Below are 23900 nucleotides of genomic sequence, written 5' to 3'. Positions count from 1 at the left end.
GCGAGGCCGATCGGATGCGTGCGATCCTGTCCGAGCAGCAAGGGGTGCGTAACTTATTTTCGGCTCTCACGGTTCTGCTGTAGTTTCCCTTCCTCGGGGGCGCGGAGGGAGCGATTGTGGTCCCTTATCTGTGCGTCGACGACCTACGGGTCAGCTTCACCGGCCGCGACGGGGCGGTGCGCGCCGTCGACGGTCTCTCGTTCGCAGTGCAGCGCGGGCGCACCCTCGCGGTGGTCGGCGAGTCCGGCTCGGGCAAGAGCGTCACCGCGCTGGCCGTCCTCGGTCTGCTCGACGCCCGGCAGGCCACCGTCGCCGGGCGGATCACCCTCGGCGGGCGTCAACTGGTCGGCCGACCGGAGGCCGAGGTGCGCCGGCTGCGCGGCCGGGACATGGCGATGATCTTTCAGGATCCGCTGTCGGCGCTGCACCCGTACTATCCGGTCGGTCGGCAGATCGCCGAGGCGTACCGGGTGCATCACCGGCGGGCCGGTCGGGCGCAGACCCGGCGACACGTGGTGGAGCTGCTCGGCCGGGTGGGCATTGCGCAGCCGCAACGGTGCTACGACCAGTATCCGCACGAGTTCTCCGGTGGCATGCGACAGCGGGCGATGATCGCCATGGCGCTTGTCAACGATCCGGCCCTGCTGATCGCCGACGAGCCGACGACGGCGCTGGACGTCACCGTGCAGGCCCGGATCCTGGACCTGCTGGCCGACCTTCAGGTCGAGTTCGACACCGCGATCCTGCTGGTCACCCACGATCTCGGGGTGGTCGCCCAGGTCGCCGACGACGTGCTTGTGATGTACGCCGGCCGGGCCGTCGAGCAGGGCAGCGCCGAGCAGGTGCTGCGCCGGCCGCAGCATCCGTACACCTGGGGGTTGCTCTCCAGCGTGCCATCGTGGCACGGCGACCCGGCGACGGACCTGGCGGCGATCGCGGGCAGCCCGCCGAGCCTGACCGACGTGCCGGCCGGCTGCGCCTTCCACCCACGCTGCCGCTACGCCGCGGACACGAACGGCCGCTGCCGGGTCGAGCGACCCGAGTTGCGTAGCGCCGGGGCACCCGGCCACCGGGTGGCCTGCCACCTCGGCGACGAGCAGCGCGCCCGGCGGTACGCCCGGGACTTTGCCGGGGTGACGCGATGACGGCCGGCGAGCCGCTGCTGCGGGTGCGTGGGCTGACCAAGCATTTTCCGGTACGCGGCGGCCTGCTGCGGGCGGTGGACGGGCTGGACTTCGAGGTGCGGGCGGGCGAGACACTCGGCCTGGTCGGGGAGTCCGGCTGCGGCAAGAGCACCACCGCCCGGCTGCTGGTGCGGCTGCTGGAGCCGACCGGAGGGCGCATCGAGTTCGCCGGACAGGACATCAGCCGTGCCGGGCGGCGGGCGTTGCGTCCGCTCCGGCCGCAGATGCAGATCATCTTCCAGGATCCGTACGCCTCGCTGAACCCTCGGCACACCGCCGGCCAGATCATCGCGATGCCGTTACAGGTCAACCGGATCACTCCGCCGGACGGCATCCGGGCCCGGGTGCGGGAGCTGATGGAACTTGTCGGCCTGGACCCGGAGCACGACAACCGCTACCCGCACGAGTTCTCCGGCGGTCAGCGCCAACGCGTCGGCATCGCCCGCGCCCTGGCGACCGGGCCACGGCTGGTGGTGGCCGACGAGCCGGTCTCCGCCCTGGACGTGTCGGTCCAGGCCCAGGTGGTCAACCTGCTGCGCCGGCTGCAACGCGAACTCGGCCTGGCGTTCGTCCTCATCTCCCACGACCTGGCCGTGGTCCGGCACTTCTGCCAGCGCATCGCGGTGATGTACCTCGGCCGGATCGTCGAGATCGGCGACCGGGACGACATCTGCCGGCGTCCGCAGCATCCGTACACCCGGGCGTTGTTGTCGGCGGTGCCGGACGTGGCGCGGCGCGACCGGGCCGGGCGGGTCCGGCTGACCGGTGAGGTGCCCAGCCCGCTGGATCCGCCGTCGGGCTGCCGGTTCCGGACCCGCTGCCCGAGCGCCCGTGAGCGGTGTGCGGTGCAGGAGCCGGCGCTGATCCGGCGCGACGGCGGCAACCAGGCGACCGCCTGCCACTTTCCCGCCGGGGCGTCGGCGTGAGCCTTTCGCCGGTGGACGGGACGCTGCGGACCGGGACCGGCGATCCGATTCCGGCGGGGCGGACGGTGGGCCGCTCACCGGGCCGACTCGCCTGGATGCGGCTGCGCCGCGACCGCACCGCCCTGGTCAGCGCGGCGGTGCTTGTGCTGTTCGTGCTGGTGGCGCTGGCCGCGCCACTGATCGAGGCGGCGTACGGCATCGGTCCGCACGACCAGTTCCAGCGCCGGCTGGACGGGTTCGGCATGCCCCTCGGTCACGCCGGTGGTGTCTCCGGTGAGCACTTCTTCGGGCTGGAGCCGGGGCTCGGGCGGGACATCTTCATCCGCCTGGTGTACGGCCTGCGTACGTCGTTCTTCGTCGCCTGCACGGCGGCGGTGCTCAGCACCCTGATCGGGGCGGCGCTCGGCGGGCTGGCCGGGTACCTCGGCGGCTGGCTCGACGCGGTGGTCAGCTGGCTCACCGACCTGACCCTGGCCATGCCCTTCCTGATCGTCGCGCTGGCCCTGACCCCGACCCTGGCGCTGCGCTTCTACGGGCAGCGCGACGAGGTGCCGCCGTCCTTCGGAGTCGGCGTGCTGATCGCAATCTTCGCCGTGTTCGGCTGGACCAGCACTGCCCGGCTGGTACGCGGGCAGGTCATCGCGCTGCGCGAGCGGGAGTTCGTGGCGGCGGCCCGGGCCAGCGGGGCCGGGCTGGGTCATCTGCTGGTGCGGCAGTTGCTGCCGAACACCTGGGCACCGATCCTGGTGTCCTTCTCGTTCGCGGTGCCGCAGTTCGTCACCGGCGAGGCGGCCCTGTCGTTCATCGGTGTCGGGCTGACCGAACCGACGCCCAGCTTCGGCCGGATGATCTACCAGAGCCTCGACTACCTGCAGACCGACCCGGCGTTCGTCCTCTTCCCCGGCGGCACGCTCGTCGCCCTGGTGTTCGCGTTCAACCTGTTCGGCGACGCGCTGCGCGACGCGCTCGACCCCAGGTCGGCGAGGTAGTCGACGTGCTGCGGTTTCTGCTGAAGCGGGCGCTCGGCGCCGTGCTCACCCTGTTCACGGTGAGCGTGCTGACCTTCGGAATGTTCTTCGCGCTGCCCCGCGACCCGGTCAGCGGCATGTGCCCGAAGAACTGCGATCCGCAGCGGCTGGAACGGGTCCGCCAGGAGTTGGGCCTGCGTGATCCGCTCGTCGACCAGTACGCGAACTACCTGAAGGGCATCGTCGCCGGGCGGGATCTGGGTGGCGCGCAGGGTGGCCGCTGTGACGCGCCCTGCCTGGGCTGGTCGTACGTGAACAACGAGGCGGTCACCGACACCCTGGCCCGGGTGCTGCCGGTGACGGTGAGCATCGTCGTGCCGGCGGCGATCGGATGGCTGCTGCTCGGCGTCGGCCTGGGCATGGTCTCCGCGCTGCGTCCCGGCAGCTGGTGGGACCGGGCGGCGATCGGCTTCTCGCTGACCGGGGCCTCGGTGCCGTTGTACGTCGTGGGCGCGGTGCTGCTGCTGGTCTTCGTCTACACGCTGCGCTGGTTGCCGGTGCCGGCGTACACACCGCTGGCGACCGACCCGTTGCGCTGGGCGGGCGGGTTGGTGCTCGCCTGGTGTTCGCTTGCCTTCCTGTACTCCGCGATCTACGCCCGGCTGTTCCGGGCGCAGCTGCTGGAGACGCTGAGCGAGGACTTCGTCCGTACCGCGCGGGCCAAGGGCCTGAGCAACACCCGGGTGTACGGGAAACACGCGCTGCGCGCGGCCATCGCGCCGGTGGTCACCGTCGCCGGGTTGGACGTCGGCGCGGCGCTCGGCGGCACGGTGATCACCGAGACGACCTTCGGTCTGCCAGGGCTGGGCCGGGCGGCGGTGGATGCGGTACGCGCCGGCGACCTGCCGATGATCATGGCGACGGTGCTTGTCGCGGCGGTCTTCGTGGTGCTGGCGAACCTGCTTGTGGATCTGCTGTACGCGGCAATCGACCCGCGCGTACGGCTCGGCTGAACGGGTGGAGGCAACGTGAGATCACGCCTGGCGACTGCGCTGTGCACCGCGACCACACTGGTGGCGGTGCTCGGCGCCTGCTCTGCGAACACCGGTGGGAGCAGCACCGTGGACACCGGCCGACAACAGACCGGGGTCATCGCCACCGACCCGAAGGACTCGTGGGGCCCGGCCCCCGAGGTGCCGGGCGCCCGGGCTGGCGGCACCTTCACCATCATCCGGGAGACACCCCTCTCCCACCTCGACCCGCAGCGGACGTACTCGTTCGCCGGCCTGATGGCCGCACCGCTGTTCGCCCGCTCCCTGACCACCTGGAAGGACGACGGCCAGGGCAACCTGGTGCTGGTCGGCGACCTCGCCGAGACGCCCGGCAGCAACGTCGAGGACGACTGCACGGTCTGGGAGTTCAAGATCAAGGACGGGGTGCGGTTCGAGGACGGTCGCCCGGTCACCGCGAAGGAGATCGCGTACGGCATCGCCCGCTCGTTCGACCCGGACCTCACCGGCGGCCCCACCTACCTGCAGGAATGGCTCGCCGACACGCCGCAGTACGACACCGCGTGGGATTTCGCGGCCAACCGCACCGCACTGCCACCGGGACTGACCACGCCCGACGACCGTACGCTGCGCTTCGAGTTCGCCCGGCCGCGCTGCGACCTGCCGTTCGCGGCGTCGTTGCCGAGCACCGCGCCGCTGCCCGCGGACCGGGACACCGGGATCAACCTCGGTCACGCGCCGTTCTCGTCCGGGCCGTACAAGGTGACCCGCTTCCAGGCCGGTGTCGAGATCGTGCTGGAGCGCAACGAGCACTGGGATCCGGCCACCGACCCGGTCCGCCACCAGTACCCGGACCGGTTCGTCTGGAGCTTCGGCCCGAGCACGGACACGGCGGCGAACCGGGTGATCGCCGACAACGGCGCCGATCAGGCCGCCCTGTCGTGGGACTTCGTCCCCGCCTCGCTCGTCTCCCGGGTCGCGGGCGACGCCGCGCTGCGGTCCCGGACGATCCTGTCCCCGACCCCCACCGCCAACCATCTGGTCATCAACAACCAGCGGGTCACCGACCTGCGGGTACGTCAGGCGCTCAACTACGCCATCGACCGGGAGGGCCTGGTCAAGGTGCTCGGCGGACCGCACGTGGCCGCGCCGAACACCACGCTCATGCCGCCGGCCACGATCGGCCACCGGGCGTACGACGCCTATCCGGCGGGCCCGAACGGCGATCCGGACCGGGCCCGGGAACTGCTCGGCGGGCAGACTCCGGAGCTGGTTCTCGGCGCTGCCGACAGTTCGGTCGAGCAGCAGCTGGCGACGCAGCTCAAGGGGAACCTGGAACGGGCCGGCTTCAAGATCACGATGCGGGCGATCCCGGACGACGCCAAACTCGACGAGATCAAGAAGCGGGACAACCCCTGGGACCTGTACCTCAGCTCCTGGGCGGCCGACTGGCCGAGCGGCGCGGCGATCCTGCCGGTGCTCTACGACGGACGCGGCATCAAGGTCGCGGGCAACACCAACGAGTCGTACTTCGACGACCCGGCGATCAGCGCCGAGTTCGACCGGATCCTCGCCCTACCACCGGCCGCGCAGGCACCGCAGTGGGCCGGCCTCGACGAGCGGATCATGCGGGAGCACGCGCCGGTGGTGCCGCTCTACGTCGACGTGGCATACCTCGTACACGGCTCGAAGGTGGGCGGTGTCTTCGTCTCCAGCGTCTTCGGCTACCCCTGCCTGATCGACGCCCACGTCAAGCCCTGAGCTACTCCAGGTGGGTGCGGAGGAAGTCGAGTTCCAGGCGGAGCAGGCGTTCGGAGATGCCACCGGCGGCCATGTGGGTCGCGCCGGGCAGCGGCAGCACCGAGTGCGGTCGGCCGGCGGCCAGCAACGCCGCCGACAGGCGCAGCGTGTGCGCGGCCACCACGTTGTCGTCGACCATGCCGTGCACCAGCAGCAGCGGCCGGGCGTCGGCCGGGTCGGTGACCGGCTCGGCGGCCAGCTCAACGAGCGAGTGGTGGGCGTAGACGTCCAGGCCGTCGTCGGGCATGCCCAGATAACGCTCGGTGTACGCGGTGTCGTAGAGGGCCCAGTCGGTGACCGGTGCGCCGGCGATCCCGCACTTGAACAGCTCCGGATGGCGCAGCACCGCCAGGCCGGCCAGCCAGCCGCCGAACGACCAGCCGCGCACCGCCACCCGGTCCAGGTCCAGATCCGGATGCTTGGCGGCCAACGCGTGCAACGCCTCCACCTGGTCGGTCAGGATCACGTCCGCCACCCGCCGATGGATGGCCTTCTCGTACGACGGGGCGACGCCCGGCGTACCCCGGTTGTCGACCACCACCACCGCGAAGCCGGCATCGGCCCACCACTGCCGCTCCAGCCACGCCGCCCGCGCGGCCACCACCTCCTGGTGGCCCGGCCCGCCGTAGATGTCCAGCAGCACCGGCAGACGCCGACCGCTGACGTGGTTGTCCGGGTAGAGCACCGCCGAGGGCAGCCGCCGGTCGGTCACCCGTTCCAGCAGGGGCAGCGGGGAGTAGCTCGGGGTGGCGGCGAGCGACCGCAGGGTGGCCACCTCCCGGTCGCCCTGCTGGACGGTCCACCGGATCCCGGCGTGATCAAGCGAGGCAGTACCGATGACAAGCACGTCACCGCCGACCGCGGCGGTGTGCCAGCCCGAGTCGCTGGTCAGCCGGCGGGCGTCCACCCCGCCGCCGATGCTGGTGCGCACCCGGAACAGGTGCTGCTCGCTCGGCTCACCGTCGCTTGCCTCCACCAGCAGGTCCGCCGGACCGCTTATCGCGGCCAGCCGGCCGACCACCCGGCGTACGTACAGCGACGGCGGGGTGAGCAGGGTGCCGTCGGCGAAGAGGCAGCGGGCGTCGTACCCGTCGTGGGCGAGTTCGCCGCCGACCAGCACCCGCCCGTCGGGCAGGTGCGCCGGGGTGCCCGCGATCGGCTCCACCCAGCGCGGGTCGGCCAACTCGGCGTGCACCTGCGTCTCACCCGTACGCGGGTCGATGGCGAGCACCAGCCCGTGCTGTTGCGCGCGGCGCAACACGGTGATCAGCGGCGGGCCCTCGGCCCAGTGCACCGCCGTCAGGTAGGGGTAGGTCTCCCGGTCCCAGTGCACGTCGACCCAGCCGCCGTCGAGGTCGAGCAGGTGCAGGCTGACCTCGGCGTTCGGGCCACCCGCCACCGGGTACGCGACGCTTGTCGGCGGGCTTGTCGGCTGCGCCGGATCGTGCAGGTGCCAGTGCGGCAGGCGGGTCTCGTCGACCCGGGCGGCCAGCACCGAACGACCGTCCGGTGCCCACCAGTAGCCCCGGTGCCGTCGGAACTCCTCGGCCGCGATGTGTTCGGCAAGTCCCCAGACCACCCCGGAGTCCTCGCCGGCGAGGATGCTGTCGGTGCCGTCGGCGTCCACGACCCGCAACTGACCCCGGCGTACGCCCTCGGCCTCGTCGGTCACGTACGCCAGCCGCTGACCGGTCGGGTCCGGCCGGGGGTCGAGGACCGGCCCGACGGCGGGCACCTCGATCACGTCGCCGTGCACCAGGTCGGCCCGGAACAACCGGCCGGCCAGCGCGAACACCGCCACTCGCCCGGCGGCGTCGAGGGCGTACGAGCCGATGCCGGCGGCGGTCAGCCGGAGCCGCTCACGGCGGGCCCGCTCCCCGGGGCTCAGCGCGGCGAGGTCGGCCTCCGCGCCGAGCAGGGTCACCGGGCAGGCGACCAGCCACTCCTCGCCGGTGGCGACGTCCAGTTGCCACAGCGCGTCGGCCGGGTCCTCGGGGCCGTTGGAACGTAGGAAGATCACCCGGGCGCCGTCGTCGGCCACGGTGACGGCGCGCGGCGCCCCATGGCTGAACCGGCGGGTGCGGGCGGCCAGCTCGGGAAAGTCCACAGGCCAGATGGTAGGCCCGTGGGCAGCGCGATGTGACCGACCTGAGCGGACGCGTCAGGGCTGGCGCGGACAAACCGCCGGTTAGAGTGACCGTCGTGACGACGCTGCCTGACCGCCGCCTGCTGCTGGTCCACGCGCACCCCGACGACGAGTCCATCGGCACCGGTTCGACGATGGCCCACTACGCGGCCGAGGGTGCTCACGTCACCCTGATCACCTGCACCCTGGGTGAGGAGGGTGAGATCCACGTCCCGGAGCTGGCCGGGCTCGCCGCCGCCGAGGCGGATCAGCTCGGCGGGTACCGGATCGCCGAGCTGGCCGGCGCGTGCGCCGCACTCGGCGTCACCGACCACCGCTTCCTCGGCGGGGCGGGCCGCTACCGGGACTCCGGCATGATGGGCCTGTCCACCAACCAGCATCCCCGCGCGTTCTGGCAGGCCGACCTCGACGAGGCCGCCGGTTACCTGCTGGAGGTCATCCGCGAGATCCGCCCACAGGTCGTCATCACGTACGACGAGAATGGGTTCTACGGCCACCCGGACCACATCCAGGCCAACCGGGTGACGATGCGGGCGATCGAGCTGGCCGCGCAGGAGGGCCTCGCCCCGGCGAAGGTCTACTGGACGGCGATGCCGCAGAGCGTCCTGGAGGCGGGCATGACGCACTTCGAGGAGTCGTCGGACAATCCGTTCGCCGGCATCACCGACGCGACCGAGCTGCCGTTCTGCACGCCGGACGAGCAGATCGCGGCGCGGATCGACGCCACCGAGCAGCATGCGGCGAAGGAGGCGGCGATGCGGGCCCACGCCACCCAGATCCCGGCCACCTCCTGGCTCTACACCATCGCCGGCAACTTCGGCGCCGAGTTCATGGGGGTGGAGTACTTCACCCTCGCGGTGGGGGCGAAGGGTCCGGGCAGCGGCCCGTACGGTTGGGAAGCCGACCTGTTCTCCGGGCTGGACGTCGGCGGGGCCTCCCAGCCGACAGCGGTCGTCTCGGCCGGTCAACGGTGACCTCGCCCGCCGCGATGTCCGTCGCCCCGCAGGAGCAACTGCCGCCGCCGCCTCGGTCCACGCGGGTGTCGCGGTTCCTCGACGTCGGGCTGCGGGTTGCCGGCGGGGTCGTGGTCGTCGTCGCCGGTGCGGTCACGGCGGTCCTGGAGTTGCTGCTCGCGCCGCTGCGGATCGGCGGTTACCTGGTCGGCCTGGCGGCGCTCGTGGCGGTGGTCGTGAACGTCACGCTGAGCTGGTTCGCCATCGAGGCGGTGGGGCGGCGCTGGGCGGTGGCCCTGCCTGCGGTGCCCTGGGTGGTGATCATGGTGGCCGCCGCCGATCGGACCAACGAGGGTGACGTGCTGCTGATCGGCAACTGGGTCGGGTTGATCCTGGTGGTGGCCGGCGTGATGGCCTTCGCGGTGATGGCGTTCCGGTCGATCGTCGCGGGGCCTGCGGCATCCGGTCGGTGACGCCGACACGGCGCGAGTGGTAGATATTCCTGCCAGGAGTCCGCCACGAGGGCGGACGGGTACGGCGGGAGGCGTGCGATGGGTCAGCGGTGGCGCGCAGTCGGAGCATTGACGATTGCGCTGTTCGCAGTCAACGTGGTCGCCCGGTTGATCATCCGGTTCGGCTTCGACGGTGACGAGGCGGCCGCCGACCGAGTGACGCTCGGGATGTTCGTGGTGATCGGGTTGATCCTGGCGGGGACCGCGGTCGCCTGGGGGCAGTCGCGGCCACCGGCGCAGTGGGGCGTGGAGGTCGCCGCCGCGATCGGCATGGCGCTCGCGCTGACCATGCTGGTGGGGCCGTTGCTGGTCGGCCAGAACCCGTTCGGCGGTGGCAGCGCCACGTTCTTCTGGCAGATCCTGCTCTACCTGGTGGCGACGAGCCTCGGCGCGATCCTGGGTCACCTGCTGCTCACCACGCTGGGCCGGGACTACCGCTCGCGGCGGCTGCAGCGGTACGCCGAGTCCGGCGGGGTCAAGCCCCGCCGCATCGTGCGCCGCTGACGACCGCCGTGCGCTGGCGACCGCCGTGCGCTGGCGTGGGCGACTGCCGTGCGCTGGCCTGGACGCCCGCCGGGTGCTGACGCTGACGCTGGTCAGCCTGGGGTGAAGCGGGTGCGGTAGGTGTGGTGGGTGGTGAAGCCGAGCTTGCGGTAGAGCGCGACCGCGGCGGTGTTGTGCTGCTCCACCTGGAGGAAGGCGTCGGTCGCGCCCGCCGCCTCGGCCCACCGGCCCAGCGCCCGGGTCACGGCGGTGGCGTGACCCTGACCACGGGCGGCGGGCAGCACCTCGATCAACGACAGCCCCAGCCAGCGGCCCTGCCCGGTCACCGTGCCCCGGCCGACGGCCACCAGCGTCCCGTCGACGTACGCGTGGGCGAAGCGGACCTGGTCCACGGCGGTGAGCACGTGCCGGGCGGCCGCGGGTAGCCCGCCCTTGCGGCTGGCCGCCACCGCGAGCCACTCGTCCGAGGGTGCCCCGGCAAGCTCGATGACGGCCGGGCGCGCGTCCTGCGGTGCCGCGTCGGGTGGGGTGGTGAGGACGGTCAGCCCGACGGTCTGCACCAGCACCGGCGGGCGGCTGTCCCAGCCGCGCCTGTCGAGTTCGGCGCCGACCGGTGCGGCCAGCGGCAGGGGAGTGGTGACCAGCGGCGGCTGGCCCTGGTCGGCGTACCAGCGCTCGACCGCGTCCAGCGCGGCCGGCAGCGGTCGGTCCGGATCGCCGACCGGGAGGGCGGAGTTGGCCCGTCCGGTCCAGCCGTCGGCGGCTCGCAGCAGCCAGCCACCGAGCCGGGCGCGGGTGGGTGCCGGCCAGGCCTCGTCGGCGGCGAGTTCCACCTCGATCACGGCGTCGGCCGCCGGGCGTCGCGTCGGCGGTACCCGTTTCGCGCGGTGCACCTCCGCCATCGGGACGCGCAGCTGCCCGGTACGGGTGGTCAGGGTGAGGTAGGAATCGGTCACTTCGACCAATTCGCCGAGAGCGTCGGAGAAGACCGGACGACCGGCGCGGATGCCCACCACGCGTCGGACCACGATCCGGTGTCCTAAATCCTGCTCTCCGAGCACGATCGACCTCCTCCCCGACGAGATACTAGGCTCTTAGCGTCGCGGGTGATCGCGGCGTGTCTTGCGGAGGAGAAGACCGGTGACCTACATCATCGCCGAGCCGTGCGTGGATGTGCTCGACAAGGCATGCATCGAGGAATGCCCGGTCGACTGCATTTACGAGGGCAATCGGATGCTCTACATCCACCCCGACGAGTGCGTCGACTGTGGTGCCTGTGAGCCTGTCTGCCCGGTAGAGGCGATCTTCTACGAGGACGACGTTCCGGAGCAGTGGAAGGACTACACCGGCGCCAACTACGAGTTCTTCGAGGACCTGGGCTCGCCCGGGGGCGCTTCGAAGATCGGCAAGGTGGAGAAGGACGCGACCTTCGTCGCCGCGCAGCCGCCGCGCGGCGAGGGGCACTGAACCGGCCCGCGCCGGTTTCGGCACGGCTACCTGATTTCACCTGGGACACCCTGGACGCCGCGGCCGTACTGGCCGCGGCGCACCCGGGCGGCTTGATCAACCTGTCCATGGGTACGCCTGTCGACCCGGTCCCGGAGGTGATCCAGCGGGCGCTGGCCGACGCGGCCGACGCTCCGGGTTATCCGTTGACGGCCGGCACCGTCGCGCTACGGGAGGCGATCACCGCCTGGGTGATCCGCTCCTGTGGTGCCCGGCCGGACGGGCTCGGGGTGCTGCCGACGATCGGCTCGAAGGAGTTGGTCGCCTGGCTGCCCACCCTGCTCGGGCTGGGGCCGGGCGACGTGGTGGTGGTGCCCTCGGTCGCCTACCCGACCTACGAGGACGGGGTTCGGCTGGCGGGGGCCACCACCGTACGCGCCGATTCGTTGACCGCGGTCGGGCCGACCTCCCGGGTACGCCTCGTCTGGGTGAACTCTCCGGGTAACCCGACCGGGCGGGTGCTGCCGGTCAGTCACCTGCGCAAGGTGGTGGACTGGGCGCGGGAGCGTGGCGCGGTGGTCGCCAGCGACGAGTGCTACCTGCCGTTGGGCTGGACGGCGCAACCGGTGTCGGTGCTTGCGCCTGAGGTCTGCGGCGACTCGTACGACTCGGTCCTGGCGGTGCACTCGCTGTCCAAGCGATCCAACCTCGCCGGCTACCGAGCGGGATTCGTGGCGGGCGATCCGGCCCTGGTGGCGGAGCTGCTCAAGATCCGCAAACACGCGGGGATGATCGTGCCGGCACCCGTGCAGGCGGCGATGGTGGCCGCCCTGAGTGACGAAGAACACGCCGCCGAGCAGCGGGAGCGCTACCGCGCGCGACGCGAGACGCTGTGGTCGGCCTTCACGAACGCCGGGTTCCGGGTCGAGCATTCCGAGGCGGGGCTCTACCTCTGGCTGACCCGCGACGAGGACTGCTGGGACACCGTCGACTGGCTGGCCCGACGGGGCATCCTGGTCGCCGCCGGTGTCTTCTACGGTCCCGGTGCCCGCCAGTACGTCCGGGCCGCGCTCACCGAGTCCGACGAGCGGATCGCCGCCGTCGCCGCCCGCCTCGCCGAGCTCTGACCGACCCGCACGTTCCTCCCCGCCGATCCCGCTGACCTGCCGGATCGGCGGGGAGGACGGCGCAGTCAGGCGCCGTTGATGCGCTCGAAGACCCGCAGCAGGTTGTCCCGGCTGCGGCGCTCCAGCAGGACGCTGCCGTAGAGCTCCTGCAGGGCGAGGACGCGACCGTCGTGCAGGGTCAGCTCGGCCTTGAGCGGGATCTCCCTGGTCACCGTCACCGACGTCACCTCCTCGTAGGGGAGGAACTGGTGCCAGCGGGCGAGTTGCGAGATCGGCGTCGACTCCAGCAGTTCGGTGAGTCGCTTCTCCCCGTCACGTGCCTTGCCCGGGTCTCCGACCAGGATCAGGCCACGGTCGAGGATCAGCAGGTCGTGCTCCGTACCGTCGATCTTCACGTTGCCGATGGCGCCGATCACCCCGGCGTTGTCGGCGTTGGCCCGGGCCTGCACGACTGTCGCCACGGTCACGTCGACGCCGAGTTCGGTGAGCCGGGCCAGCGCCTCGTCCAGGGTCTGCGGGTCGACGGCGAGCTTGGCGATCTCGGCGAGGTGCAGCGGTTCGCCGTCGACGCCGACGAACTGCGCCGGACCGGTCCAGGAGAGCAGCCAGCGGGCGCGGTCGGCACGGATGGCGGCGTTGCTCAGCAACAGCTCCATCGGCCCGGCGAACCTGACCGCGGCCTCCTCGCCGGTGGCGTCGTCGAAGAACTGTTCGGCGAATTCGCCGAGCCGGCGGTCCCGTACCAGGTCGAGAACGGTCGTCAGGCCCGGCGTGGCCGCGCCGGTGAACCGGCCCGCAGCCCGGTAGATCCCGTCCACCTGACGTTGCTGACCGGCGGTGATGGCGGCGTGGGTGAAATCGGGCCACGGCAGCACCTGGCGGTCGCCCTGCTCGATCACGATGCTCTGCAGTCGGCGGCCGGCGCCGGAGACGTCGGTGAGCATGCTCGCAGCCGGACGTTCGTCAGCTGCCCCGGCGACGAGCGGCAGTTGTGCCATCGCGTCGATCCGGACGCCGATCGGCGGGTGGGTGTCCCAGCGTGACGTCTCCCGGTCCGGCGTCTCCGCACGGAGCTTCTCAAGCTGCTCCCGTCGGCCCTGGAGCAGTTGACCGAAGCCACCGAAGAGGTCGTCCGGCGCCAGCCCGGCCTCCCAGCCGGACTCGACGTACGCGCCCATGTAGAAGTTCCAGGCGGAGTCGAGCGCGGGCAGGCTACGCAGCGCGGAGGCGGCCGCCTCGTGGCCGGCGAGCTGGACCGACGCGCGGTCGGCCTCCAGTTCCTGACGCCGCGAGGCGGCGTTGTCGACAAGCAGGTAGAGCTTGGCGTAACCCTTGAAGATCCAGCCGACCGGGTTGCGGGGCTTGATCCGTTCGATGGTGGTGCCGATCGCCACCCGGCCCCGGTAGGCCACTTCGCCGAGGCGGGTGTGCTTGCCCGAGTAGTGACCCAGTTCGTGGGCCAGCACCGAGCGGAACTGGTCGACCCGCAGCCCCTGCAGCAGAGGCAGACCGACGTAGAGCGTGCGCCGGCCACCGACCAGTCCCAGCAGGCGACTCTCCTCGCCGACCGCCGCGTTCACCTCGGGTACCAGCCGGATCTCGTCCGGCGCCCGGGTGCCGACCGCGGTGGCCAGCTCACGAACGGTGGACCAGAGCTGGGGCGCGTCCCGTTCGTCGAGCACCAGGCCGGGTGCCGGTTCGTGGCTGGTGCGGATCGCCTTCCAGAGCCCGACGGCCACCGCGCCCAGCGCGATGACCAGCGGCAACATCAGCTTGGTGGCCGCCAGGCCGTTGCCCTTGGTGGCGATGAAGTAGAACAGCGCGCCGACGGCGACGAGCTGGAGCAGCGCGACCACGTAGAAGCCGATCAACATGAGAACCGAGGCGAGAGCCCGGTAGGTTGCTGCCATGAGTGTCCTCCCCCGTGCAGAATCGCCCGCGTCGGGCGGTAGCGGGGGAAAGCTATTGGCTTGATCGACTTCTTCGATATCCCCCGTACGGCCCAACATCGCGCCGCCTCGATCGGGCAGGTGTCGTTGTCGTAGGCCCACGGCGGCGGGCCCGACACCGGCTGGTCCGGGCGATATCCTCGGCCGGGACTGTGCGCGGGGCCGGACGGGTCCGCGCCCGACACGGGACGCCGAGGTACGCGATGGTGGTCAGGGCCGGCGCAGGACTGCGCGCGGCGGTGCTCGGCACCGGTCTGATCGGCGGTTCGGTGCTGCTCCGGCTGCACGCCGCCGGGCTGGACGTGATCGGCTGGGACCCGGACGAGGCGACCCGCAGGCAGGCTCGGGCGCTCGGCGTACCCACCGCCGACCTGTTGGCCGACGCGGTGGCCGACCGGGACGTGGTCTTCCTCGGCGGGCCACTGCCCACCCTGCCGGCGACGCTTGTCGAGGTCGCCGGGCTGACCGGCGAGGACTGTCTGCTCACCGATGTCGGCAGCACCAAGGCGGAGTTGGCGGCGTTCGCCGCGGCGCAGGGCCTCACCCACCGGTTCGTGCCCGGTCATCCCATGGCCGGCACCGACCGGGCCGGGCTGTCGGCGGCGGTGCCGGACCTGTTCGCCGGGGCCGCCTGGGTGCTCTGCCCGGCCCGGGACGGGCTTGCCGCGTTCCGTCGACTCACCGCCCTGATCACCGAGGTCTTCGCCGCCCGGGTGGTGCCGATGGCGGCGGATCGGCACGACCGGGTGGTCGCGTTCGCCTCCCACGTGCCGCATCTGCTCGCCGGGGCGTTGGCCGGTGCGGCCGAGCGGTCTGCGCTGCGCGACGCGGTGCTCACCCTGGCCGCGGGCAGTTTCCGCGACGGCACCCGGGTGGCCGGCACGCCGCCGCAGCGGACGACGAACATGCTGCGGGGCAACCGGGCCGAGGTGCTGGCCGCGTTGGCCGAGGTGACCGGCTACCTCGACGAGTTGTCCAGGGCGCTGCGGGACGACGAGCCCGAACTGCTCACCGCCCGGTACGCCGAGGCCGCCGCCGCCCGTCAGGGGTTGGCCGACCGGCCCCACGCCGAGCAGGACCGGTCGTTCCCGCTGGCAGGTGCACCCGCCGACGAGGTGGCCTGGTTGGGTGCGCTGGGTGCGGCCGGTGGGCACCTGAGTGCCTGCCGGGTGGACGGCGACGTCGTCTCCTACCGGGCGCAGCGTCCACGACCGGCCTGACCTGCGATCACTACGCCCTACGGTCGCATCGGTGGGCGTGGCGCGAGCCCCGCCGCTAGGGTGAGGGCATGGTGGACGGACCGGTGGTGACGGTACGCGGCGAGGCCTACCGTGAGGTCGATCCCGAGGTTGCCCAGTTCACGGTCACCGCGCTGGCCCGGGACCGCGACCGGGAAGTCGTCCTGACCCGGCTGGCCGAGCGGGCCGCCGCGATCCGGGTGCTGCTGGACGCCGCCGAGTCGTCGATCGATCGTCGGGAAACCGGGGACCTGCGGGTGCGGCCCGAGACCCGGCGCTCCGGCGAGCGGGTGGTGGCCTGGCACGGCTCGGTGGTGACCACGGTGACGGTCACCGACTTCACCGCCCTCGGCGAGGTGATGCTGCGCCTGGCCGACCAGGATCAGGTCGAGGTGGCCGGTCCGTGGTGGTCGTTGCGCCCGGACAGCCCGACCTACCGGGCGGCCCGCCACGATGCGCTCACCGACGCGGTGCAACGCGCCCGCGAGTACGCGGAGGCGCTCGGTGCCCAGGTCACCGATCTGATCGAGTTGGCCGACGAGGGCGGCAGCGTCCAGCCGCAGATGATGCGGATGGCGTTCGACGCCGAGACCACCGCCGGCGGCCCGCCACAGCTGGACTTCGACCCGCAGCCGCAGCAGGTGCACGCCGCCGTGCGGGCCCGGTTCGCGATCACCCGGCCGGCGCTGTCCTGATGCCCGCCGCCCAGGTGTTGCCGGTCGAGGAGTTGCTGGCCCGGGCCCGTACGCTCGCCGACGCCGGTCCTCGTCAGCTGCTCGGCATCACCGGTGCGCCCGGTGCCGGCAAGTCCACCCTGGCCGCGCAGGTGGTGGCGGCCCTCGGCCCGGCCGCCCGGCTGGTGCCGATGGACGGCTTCCACCTGGCCCAGGCTGAGCTGCACCGGCTCGGCCGGGCCACGCGCAAGGGCGCTGTCGACACCTTCGACGCCAACGGTTACGTCTCGCTGCTGCGTCGACTCAAGCGCAAGGAGCCCACCTCGGTCTGGGCGCCCGAGTTCCGCCGTGACCTGGAGGAGCCGATCGCCGGGGCGATCGAGGTGCCGCCGGAGGTCCGGCTGGTGGTGACCGAGGGCAACTACCTGCTGGTCCCGCAGTGGCCCTGGGACGAGGTGCGCTCGTTGCTGCACGAGGCGTGGTTCCTCGATCTGGACGCGGAGCTGCGGCACCGGCGGCTGGTCGAACGGCACGTCGCGTACGGACGCTCCACCGAGGAGGCGCAGGCGTGGGCGCTGGGCAGCGACGAGGTCAACGCCGCGCTGGTGACCGGCACCGCCGACCGGGCCGACCTGGTGGTACGCCTAGCCGAGCCCCCGCCGGGGTGACGGTACGGCCCGGCGGAGCAGCCAGGCCACCCGACTGCGTTCCCGCTGGAACTCGGCGGCCTCCGGATAGCCGCTGTGGCTGCGGATCGGCGGGTCGGCCACCTCGCCGTCGCTGGGGTGCAGCGCCTCCGGGTCGGTGACGGGGACGTCGCGTTCGCCGGCGCTGACCGGCCAGCCGAGCGGGTCGGTGTCCCGCCAGAAGTTCGTCCAGCCGATCGAACCGCACGAGCGGGTCAGCGCCTCGGTCAGCACCGGCAACCGGTCCGGTCCGAAGTACGCCGGGAAGATCCGGCCGTAGAGGCGGGTCAACTGGCAACCGTACGAGAAGAACCAGATCTGTCGCCGCCAGCGCTCGGGCAGTTGGAGCAGGACCGCGGTGCAGATCACCGTGCCCTGGCTGTGCCCGGACAGGATGATGCCGTCCACCCGGCGGGGGTCGTGTTCGGCAAGCGCGAGCAGGCCGGCGGTGCGGGTGAGCAGTTCGGGCACCGCCCGCTCGGCGTAGCTGGGCGGGGCGAGCGGGTGCGCGGCGCGGGGCCAGAAGGTGCCGACGTCCCAGACCACGCCGACCGATCGGCGGACGGTGTTGTTGCGGTAGACCAGCAGACCCATGGCGGCGATCGTCACCGGCAGCCAGCCGAGCAGCGCGTCGCCCAGGTCGGCGACGAGCTTGATCATCACAGCGGAACTGCCGGTGGCCGGGTCGGGGTGCGGCGGGGCGGGGGAGAGTACGGCGACACAGCCGACGACGGCCAGCACGAGCAGCGCGGCGGCGTACCAGCCGATCAGACCCAGCGCGTGTTCGCCGACCAGCCGATGCAGGGCGCGGTGGGTGCTCACGTCCCGGCCGCGGCGCAGATCGTGGGCGGAGAGCGGCCCGCTGGCCGCCAGCTTGGCGTACTCCGTGCGGTGCAGCCGGCGGAACAGCACGATGGCACGGATCACGATCACGGTCAGCATCAGCAGCGCGGCACCGAAGAGCAGCCCGCCCCAGGTGACCGGCGTCGGTGGGGCGACCGGTGCCGCGCCGCTGGGGACGCTGCCGCCGTTGAGCCGGTTCGTGACCCAGTAGAGCAGCCCGGCGCAGTAGGCCAGGCAGAGCAGCCAGCCGAAGCCGGCGATGACGGCGGGTGCCTGGCCACGCCAGGTCAGGTCGGTGTACGGGCCGAGCGGCTGCTTGCCTTCGGCGATCCGGGTCCGGGGCAGCAGCAGGCCGGTCGCGGCGAGCAGCAGCAGCGGCAGGGCGATCTGCCAGACCTCCAGTGGTGCCGCCGGGACGGCGGGTAGCCAGCCGTGGCTCCAGGCGGCACCGGCGACCAGCAGCACGGTGGCGACGGCGGGGGCGGCGCCACCGCGGCGGCCGGAGCGGGAGGTCGCGCCGATGGCGATGAGCAGCAGCAGTTGACCGGTGACGAACCAGGCGGCGATCCGGTCGATGCCGGGCAGCGAATGGTCCTCCAGGCAGCCGGGCTGGGTGGGCTGGTTGGCGCAACCGGGTGGCGGGCGCAGGGCGGCGAGCTGGGCGCCGGTGTCGGGCAGCATCAGCACCAGGACGGTGCCGGCCAACCCGGTCACGGTCAGCACGATGACGGCGATGCTCCACCGGCCGAGCGGGGTGGCCCCGTCGCGCCGGGTCAGGCTGGGCAGGGTGAGCGCCACCAGGGTGATCACCACGACCGCGACGAGCACCAGCACGCTGGTCCAGGCGATCACCGCCTGAACTCCCTGCGGCGGGCTGAGCACCAGGACCGTGCCGAGCGGGATGGCTGCCGCGACCACGGTCCCGGTGCACAGGTGCAGGACGGCGGCCCGGCGTAGTTGTCCCTCACCCCACCAGAAGGTCGGATCCTGTAACGGACTGGCGAGTGGTCCGGCGGGCGCGGGCGGGGGTGGCGGCTCCGGCACCGGCTGGGCGTCCGGCAGCTCGGCGTCGACCGGGCCGGGGGTGTGGTGCACCGGCGGGTCCATCGGGTCGGCGGGCATCACCGCCTCGTACTGGTACGTCCGCCAGGCGACGACGCCGAGTACCGCGATCAGGGTGAGCGGGACGGTGAGCCCGGCCGCGAGCGACCGGCCGCTCTGCCGCCACCAGGGGTTGGCGAGGAAGTCCCACGGCCCGGGCAGCCGGTTCAGGCAGGCCGAGTCCACGCACTGCCAGGCGATGAGGTCGACGCCGACGGTGGTCAGCGCGAACACCGGAGTGCAGGTCAGGCTGAGGCAGAACATCCGGATCAGCCAGGCGGTGATCCCGGACCGGCTGGCCAGCCGTTCGGTGTTGGGGTCCGGCGGGATGCCGGGTCGGGCGTGCAGCGCCACGTTGGCGAGGGTGAAGGGCAGCAGCAGTGTCCACAGTGCTCGCTCGACGTCGCGTGCCGTCCGTGCCCCCGAGGTCAACTGCCCCCAGCTGTACGCCTCGACCGCGATCGGGTCGAGCGGCGTGCTGGTGGCGGAGCGGTAGAAGCCGGTGATCGGGCCACCGGCGACGAGTTGCGGTGCGGCGGCCTCGCCGCCTGGGGTCGAGCTCAGTCCCAGGGTGTCGGCGGGAGGCGTGTTGGACACTCCGTGTACGCGAAGTTCGAGAATCCGGCCGCCCACAGTGACACCTCCCGGTGATAGCTCCAATACCCAGAGTGCTTGACTTCTGGGTCGAGTGCCACCGCCGGGACGGTATTTGTGCAGGTAGAAGTAGTTGTCTGGGTCAGCCGATCTGGCGTACCGGTCGGGCGGGGTTACCGACCGCCACGACGTTGGCCGGCAGATCCCGGGTCACCACGGCCCCTGCGCCGATGACCGTGTTGTCACCCACCGTCACTCCAGCGAGGACGATCGCGCCGCCGCCCAGCCACGCGTTGTCGCCGATGGTGATCGGTCGGGCCGCCTCCCACTTGGCGCGGCGCGGCTCCGGCTCCACCGGATGGGTCGGGGTGAGCAGTTGCACGTTCGGGCCCACCTGCACGTCCGCGCCGAGGGTGATCGGTGCGACGTCCAGGAAGACCGCCTGGAAGTTGACGAAGCTGCGTGGTCCGATCCGGATGTTGTAGCCGTAGTCACAGTGGAACGGTGGGCGGATCCAGGTCTCCTCGCCGAGGTCGCCGAGCAGTTCGCGCAGCACGGCCAGGCGGGCCTCGCGTTGGTCGACGGAGCCGGAGTTGAACTTCTCCAGCAGGCGCAGGGCGCGCAGGTGGTCGGCGATGAGTTCCGGGTCGTCGGCGAGGTAGGGCTCGCCGGCCAGCATGCGCTCCTTCATGGATCTCATCGGCTGATCATGCCGCTCGGGTGCGCGCCGCGTACTCAACTTCGTCGAAATTCTGACTCCCTTTTGCATACTCGGTATGCAACCCTGGTTTCATCGATGTCCTCACATCGATAGACGTTCTCTAGAGGAGGATCAGTTGCAACGAAGGAGCAAACTGACCGCCATCGGGCTGAGTCTGGCCCTGGTGCTCGGGGTGCCGGGGGCGGCCGCAGCCACCCCGCCGGGGCCAGCCGCACCGCAGTCCGCCCAGCTCACCGCCCGGCCGGCTGCGCCGGGACAGTCGACCGTCACGCTGATCACCGGTGACCGGGTCACCGTCAGCGCGTCCGGAGCGGCGAGCGTACGCCCGGCCGAGGGGCGGTCCGGCATCCGCTTCCTCACCCAACGGCAGCAGGACCACCTCTGGGTGGTGCCGCAGGACGCCCTGCCGCTGATTCGCGACGGTCGGGTCGACCGTCGACTGTTCGACGTGGCCGGTCTGATCGCCACCGGCTACGACGACGCCCGCCGGGACCATCTGCCGCTGCTGATGACCTACCAGGCAGGGGTTGCGGCCCGTCGCGCGGCCGCCCCGGACGGGGTGACCGTCACCCGTGACCTGGCCGCCATCGGGGGCGTCGCGGCCACCGCCGACAAGCGGGGGACAAGTGAATTCTGGGCGGCCCTTGCCGGTAGCGCCGCCGCTCGGCACGACGGTGCGGGGGGTGTCGAGCGGGTCTGGCTCGACGGTCGGCGGCAGCTGACCCTGGAGCACAGCGTGCCGCAGATCGGTGCGCCCGCCGCCCACCAGGCCGGTTACACCGGCCAGGGGGTCCGCGTGGCGGTGCTGGACACCGGCGTCGACGCCGCCCACCCGGACCTGGTCGGGCGGGTCGCCGAGGCACAGAACTTCACCGAGGAGGCGGACGCGGGCGACCTCGTGGGGCACGGCACCCACGTCGCGGCGACCATCGCCGGCAGCGGCGCCGCCTCCGGTGGGCGCAACCGGGGCGTGGCCCCGGACGCGACACTGCTGAACGGCAAGGTCTGTGAGGAGTGGGGCTGCACCGAGTCGGCCATCCTGGCCGGCATGCACTGGGCGGCTGTCGACCAGCAGGCAGATGTGATCAACATGAGCCTGGGTGGGTCGGACAGCCCCGCGATCGACCCGCTGGAGGAGGCGGTCAACACGTTGACCGAGCAGACCGGCGCCCTCTTCGTGATCTCGGCAGGCAACAGCGGCCGGGCCGGTTCCGTGGGCTCGCCGGCCAGCGCGGAAGCCGCGCTCGCCGTCGGCGCGGTGGACCGCGACGACGAACTCGCCTACTTCTCCAGCCAGGGCCCGCGCGTCGGCGACGACGGGCTGAAGCCGGAGATCACCGCACCCGGGGTGGACATCGTCGCGGCCCGGGGAGCCGGCACCGAGCTCGGTGAGCCGGTCGGGGAGCACTACGTCACGCTCTCCGGCACCTCGATGTCCGCGCCGCACGTCGCCGGTGCGGCGGCCCTGCTCGCCCAGCAGCGCGGCGACGCCACCGCGGCACAGCTCAAGGGCATCCTCATGGCCTCGGCCCAGCCGCATCCGGACCTGACCGCGTACCAGCAGGGCGCCGGCCGGGTCGACGTGGCGCGGGCGATCAACCAGTACGTGGTCAGCGAACCGGCGAGCGTCTCGCTCGGTCGTACCATCTGGCCGCACGACGACGACGAGCCGGTCACCCGGGAACTGAGCTGGCGCAACACCGGCGGTACGGCGATCACCCTGGACCTGACCGTGCAGGCCACCGGCCCCGGCGGGCAGTCGGCCCCGGACGGCATGTTCTCGCTCAGCACCCAGCAGGTCGTGGTGCCGGCCGGCGGTACGGCCTCGGCCACCGTCACGGCCGACACCAGCGTCGACAGCCCGGACGGCCACTACACCGGCCGGGTGCTCGCCAGCTCCGGCGACACGGTGGTGACCACCCCGCTGGCAATCAACAAGGAGGTGGAGAGCTACGACGTGACCCTGAGGCACCTGGGTCGCGACGGTGCCGTGGCAGGCGATCACTTCACCTTCCTGCTCGGGCTGGCGAACTTCGACGAGTACGTCGCGTACGACCCGTCGGGTACCTCGGAGCTCCGGGTGCCCAAGGGCCGGTACGGGCTGGTCAGTTACCTGTTCGACGAAGCGACCGAGCAGGTGACGATGATGGCCGGGCCGGAGTTGGAGGTGAAGCGGGACACCTCGGTGACCATCGACGGACGCAAGGCGGGCGCCGTACGGCTCACCGTGCCGGACCGTTCGGCGACGTCGGCGCTGGCCGCGGCCGAGGCGACCTTCCTGCTCGGCGACCTCGGCGCAGCCAGCTTCGGTGCGCTCGGCGACGACTTCAGTGGTATTGCCATCGGGCAGCTCGGCCGACCGGTGCCGGCGGACCGTTTCGTCAGTTCGGTGTCGAGTCAGTTCACCGACTGGGAGGCGGCGAACAGCACGTACTTCTACGGGCTGGGCGAACAGTTCCCGGGCCGGCTGCCCAACGGTTTGACCAAGCACTACCGCTACAGCGACCTGGCCAAGGTCACCCACCGGTTCCAGGGTGGCTACTCCGGGACGTTGGCCGAGCGAGCTGTCTACCCGGTCTTCGAACCGGACCTGGGCGGCTGGGCGGCCGTGACGAGGGTCGCCGTGCCGGGACAGCGGGTCGAGTACTACAACACCAAGCAGGTGCGCTGGTTCGGCGAACTGGCGTTCGGTACGCCGGTCGAGGACCTGCCGTGGCTGGATCTGGTGGCCGCCTACTGGTCCGAGCCGACGGCGTACCGGGCCGGTCGGCACTACCAGGAGACCTGGAACGGTGCACCGTACGGGCCCTCGCTCCCGGCGCCTCGGTGGCCGGACGACGGCGTGACCCGGCAGGGTGACGTGATCGGGTTGGCCCTGGGGTTGTACCACGACGCGGCTGGTCACGTCGGCGGTTCGGTGACGGACGCCGGGCGTACCGCGTTGTATCGCAACGGCAAGCTGGTCGGGGAGAGCGAGGAGTACGGCTGGGGGCAGTTCGAGGTGCCGTCCGGTACGGCGAACTACCGGCTGGAGACGTCGGCCAAGCGCAGCTTCACGGACCTGAGCACCGAGGTCAGCGTGGCGTGGACCTTCCGGTCCGGCCATGTCCGGGGTGACAAGTACGCGCGGCTGCCGGTCAGCGTGGTCCGCTTCGCGCCTGCGTTGGACGCGCGGAACTCCGCACCGGCCAACCGGGCCTTCGTCATCCCGATCGAGGTGCAACGTCAGGCGGGTGCCCCGAAGGGGCGGACCACGTCGCTGACCGTCGACGTCTCCTACAACGGTGGGAAGACCTGGCAGAAGGCGAAGGTGACCAAGGCCGGCAGTGGCTGGCAGGCGGTCGTGAAGCACCCGCGGGGCACCGGTCACGTGTCGCTGCGGGCCAGCGCCCAGGACAGCACCGGCAGCACGGTGACCCAGCGGATCATCCAGGCGTACCGCCTGCGGTGAACCGAGCGGCAGGCGTTCGTTAAGAGGGGCCCCTTCCTATACGCGAGGCGTTAGGAAGGGGCCCTTC

General features: G+C 71.9%; 19 protein-coding genes. 14 read left to right on the top strand and 5 right to left on the bottom strand.

Features of this window, described 5'->3' with window-relative positions; genetic code table 11:
- Positions 1-116: 116 nt before the first annotated feature.
- From Vgi01_RS07150 to Vgi01_RS07130, 5 genes are read left to right on the top strand one after another with little or no spacing between them, the layout of a single operon-like run.
- Positions 117-1145: an ABC transporter ATP-binding protein gene (locus Vgi01_RS07150; protein WP_102658376.1), complete on the top strand. Its 1029-nt coding sequence runs from the start codon at positions 117-119 to the stop codon at positions 1143-1145.
- On the top strand, positions 1142-2110 hold the full coding sequence (locus tag Vgi01_RS07145) for an ABC transporter ATP-binding protein (RefSeq protein ID WP_204290509.1): 969 nt from the start codon (positions 1142-1144) through the stop codon (positions 2108-2110). The genes Vgi01_RS07150 and Vgi01_RS07145 overlap by 4 nt, the downstream gene beginning before the upstream one ends.
- Positions 2107-3099: an ABC transporter permease gene (locus tag Vgi01_RS07140; RefSeq protein WP_204290508.1), complete on the top strand. Its 993-nt coding sequence runs from the start codon at positions 2107-2109 to the stop codon at positions 3097-3099. The genes Vgi01_RS07145 and Vgi01_RS07140 overlap by 4 nt, the downstream gene beginning before the upstream one ends.
- Before the next feature lie 5 nt (positions 3100-3104).
- The gene (locus Vgi01_RS07135; protein WP_204290507.1) at positions 3105-4091 is read left to right on the top strand and encodes an ABC transporter permease; all 987 of its coding nucleotides are present in this window, start codon (positions 3105-3107) and stop codon (positions 4089-4091) included.
- Between the two features lie 15 nt (positions 4092-4106).
- Entirely contained in the window at positions 4107-5849 is a 1743-nt protein-coding gene (locus Vgi01_RS07130; RefSeq protein WP_204290506.1) for an ABC transporter substrate-binding protein, read from the top strand.
- Between the two features lies 1 nt (position 5850).
- Here the strand turns inward: Vgi01_RS07130 and Vgi01_RS07125 are convergent, their stop codons facing one another.
- Complete coding sequence (locus tag Vgi01_RS07125; protein ID WP_204290505.1) at positions 5851-7995, bottom strand: S9 family peptidase; 2145 nt, start codon at positions 7993-7995, stop codon at positions 5851-5853.
- Between the two features lie 86 nt (positions 7996-8081).
- On the opposite strand from Vgi01_RS07125, the gene mshB reads away from it, so the two are divergent.
- The 3 genes from mshB (at position 8082) to Vgi01_RS07110 (ending at position 10003) form a co-directional block, all read left to right on the top strand.
- Complete coding sequence (mshB, locus tag Vgi01_RS07120; RefSeq protein WP_204290504.1) at positions 8082-9008, top strand: N-acetyl-1-D-myo-inositol-2-amino-2-deoxy-alpha-D-glucopyranoside deacetylase; 927 nt, start codon at positions 8082-8084, stop codon at positions 9006-9008.
- A 14-nt stretch (positions 9009-9022) separates the two neighbouring features.
- Entirely contained in the window at positions 9023-9460 is a 438-nt protein-coding gene (locus Vgi01_RS07115; protein ID WP_204290503.1) for a hypothetical protein, read from the top strand.
- Between the two features lie 78 nt (positions 9461-9538).
- Complete coding sequence (locus Vgi01_RS07110; protein ID WP_102658369.1) at positions 9539-10003, top strand: hypothetical protein; 465 nt, start codon at positions 9539-9541, stop codon at positions 10001-10003.
- 92 nt (positions 10004-10095) lie between these two features.
- Here Vgi01_RS07110 and Vgi01_RS07105 read toward each other — a convergent pair whose 3' ends face one another.
- Positions 10096-11064, bottom strand: a complete 969-nt coding sequence (locus tag Vgi01_RS07105) for a GNAT family N-acetyltransferase (protein WP_102658368.1) — start codon at positions 11062-11064, stop codon at positions 10096-10098.
- Positions 11065-11143: 79 nt separating this feature from the next.
- Between Vgi01_RS07105 and fdxA the strand changes: the two genes are divergently transcribed.
- Together fdxA and dapC are read left to right on the top strand one after the other, a co-directional pair.
- On the top strand, positions 11144-11470 hold the full coding sequence (fdxA, locus tag Vgi01_RS30500) for a ferredoxin (RefSeq protein ID WP_007464872.1): 327 nt from the start codon (positions 11144-11146) through the stop codon (positions 11468-11470).
- Positions 11467-12576: a succinyldiaminopimelate transaminase gene (dapC, locus tag Vgi01_RS07100; RefSeq protein WP_275409882.1), complete on the top strand. Its 1110-nt coding sequence runs from the start codon at positions 11467-11469 to the stop codon at positions 12574-12576. Before fdxA ends, dapC begins: the two co-directional genes overlap by 4 nt.
- A 65-nt stretch (positions 12577-12641) precedes the next feature.
- On the opposite strand, the gene Vgi01_RS07095 is transcribed toward dapC, so the two are convergent.
- Positions 12642-14486, bottom strand: coding sequence for a M48 family metallopeptidase (locus tag Vgi01_RS07095; RefSeq protein WP_204290501.1), 1845 nt, complete (start codon positions 14484-14486; stop codon positions 12642-12644).
- Positions 14487-14728: 242 nt separating this feature from the next.
- Between Vgi01_RS07095 and Vgi01_RS07090 the strand changes: the two genes are divergently transcribed.
- The 3 genes from Vgi01_RS07090 (at position 14729) to Vgi01_RS07080 (ending at position 17105) form a co-directional block, all read left to right on the top strand.
- The gene (locus tag Vgi01_RS07090) at positions 14729-15745 is read left to right on the top strand and encodes a prephenate dehydrogenase (RefSeq protein ID WP_204290500.1); all 1017 of its coding nucleotides are present in this window, start codon (positions 14729-14731) and stop codon (positions 15743-15745) included.
- 68 nt (positions 15746-15813) lie between these two features.
- A complete protein-coding gene (locus Vgi01_RS07085; protein ID WP_204290499.1) occupies positions 15814-16458 on the top strand; it encodes an SIMPL domain-containing protein in 645 nt (214 codons plus the stop codon).
- Entirely contained in the window at positions 16458-17105 is a 648-nt protein-coding gene (locus Vgi01_RS07080) for a nucleoside/nucleotide kinase family protein (protein ID WP_204290498.1), read from the top strand. The genes Vgi01_RS07085 and Vgi01_RS07080 overlap by 1 nt, the downstream gene beginning before the upstream one ends.
- On the opposite strand, the gene Vgi01_RS07075 is transcribed toward Vgi01_RS07080, so the two are convergent.
- The gene (locus Vgi01_RS07075; protein WP_239088828.1) at positions 17082-19664 is read right to left on the bottom strand and encodes a hypothetical protein; all 2583 of its coding nucleotides are present in this window, start codon (positions 19662-19664) and stop codon (positions 17082-17084) included. The two genes, Vgi01_RS07080 and Vgi01_RS07075, sit on opposite strands and share 24 nt — an antisense overlap.
- A gap of 139 nt (positions 19665-19803) precedes the next feature.
- Entirely contained in the window at positions 19804-20361 is a 558-nt protein-coding gene (locus Vgi01_RS07070) for a sugar O-acetyltransferase (protein WP_204290496.1), read from the bottom strand.
- Positions 20362-20497: 136 nt separating this feature from the next.
- Here Vgi01_RS07070 and Vgi01_RS07065 point away from each other — a divergent pair, with 136 nt between their 5' ends.
- A complete protein-coding gene (locus Vgi01_RS07065; RefSeq protein ID WP_204290495.1) occupies positions 20498-23833 on the top strand; it encodes a S8 family serine peptidase in 3336 nt (1111 codons plus the stop codon).
- Positions 23834-23900: the final 67 nt, after the last annotated feature.

It is taken from the genome of Micromonospora gifhornensis, from assembly GCF_016863515.1.
In the GTDB taxonomy this organism is placed as follows: domain Bacteria; phylum Actinomycetota; class Actinomycetes; order Mycobacteriales; family Micromonosporaceae; genus Micromonospora; species Micromonospora gifhornensis.
The sequence above is the reverse complement of the archived record's forward strand: the minus strand, read 5'-3'. Positions and strand labels throughout refer to the sequence as shown.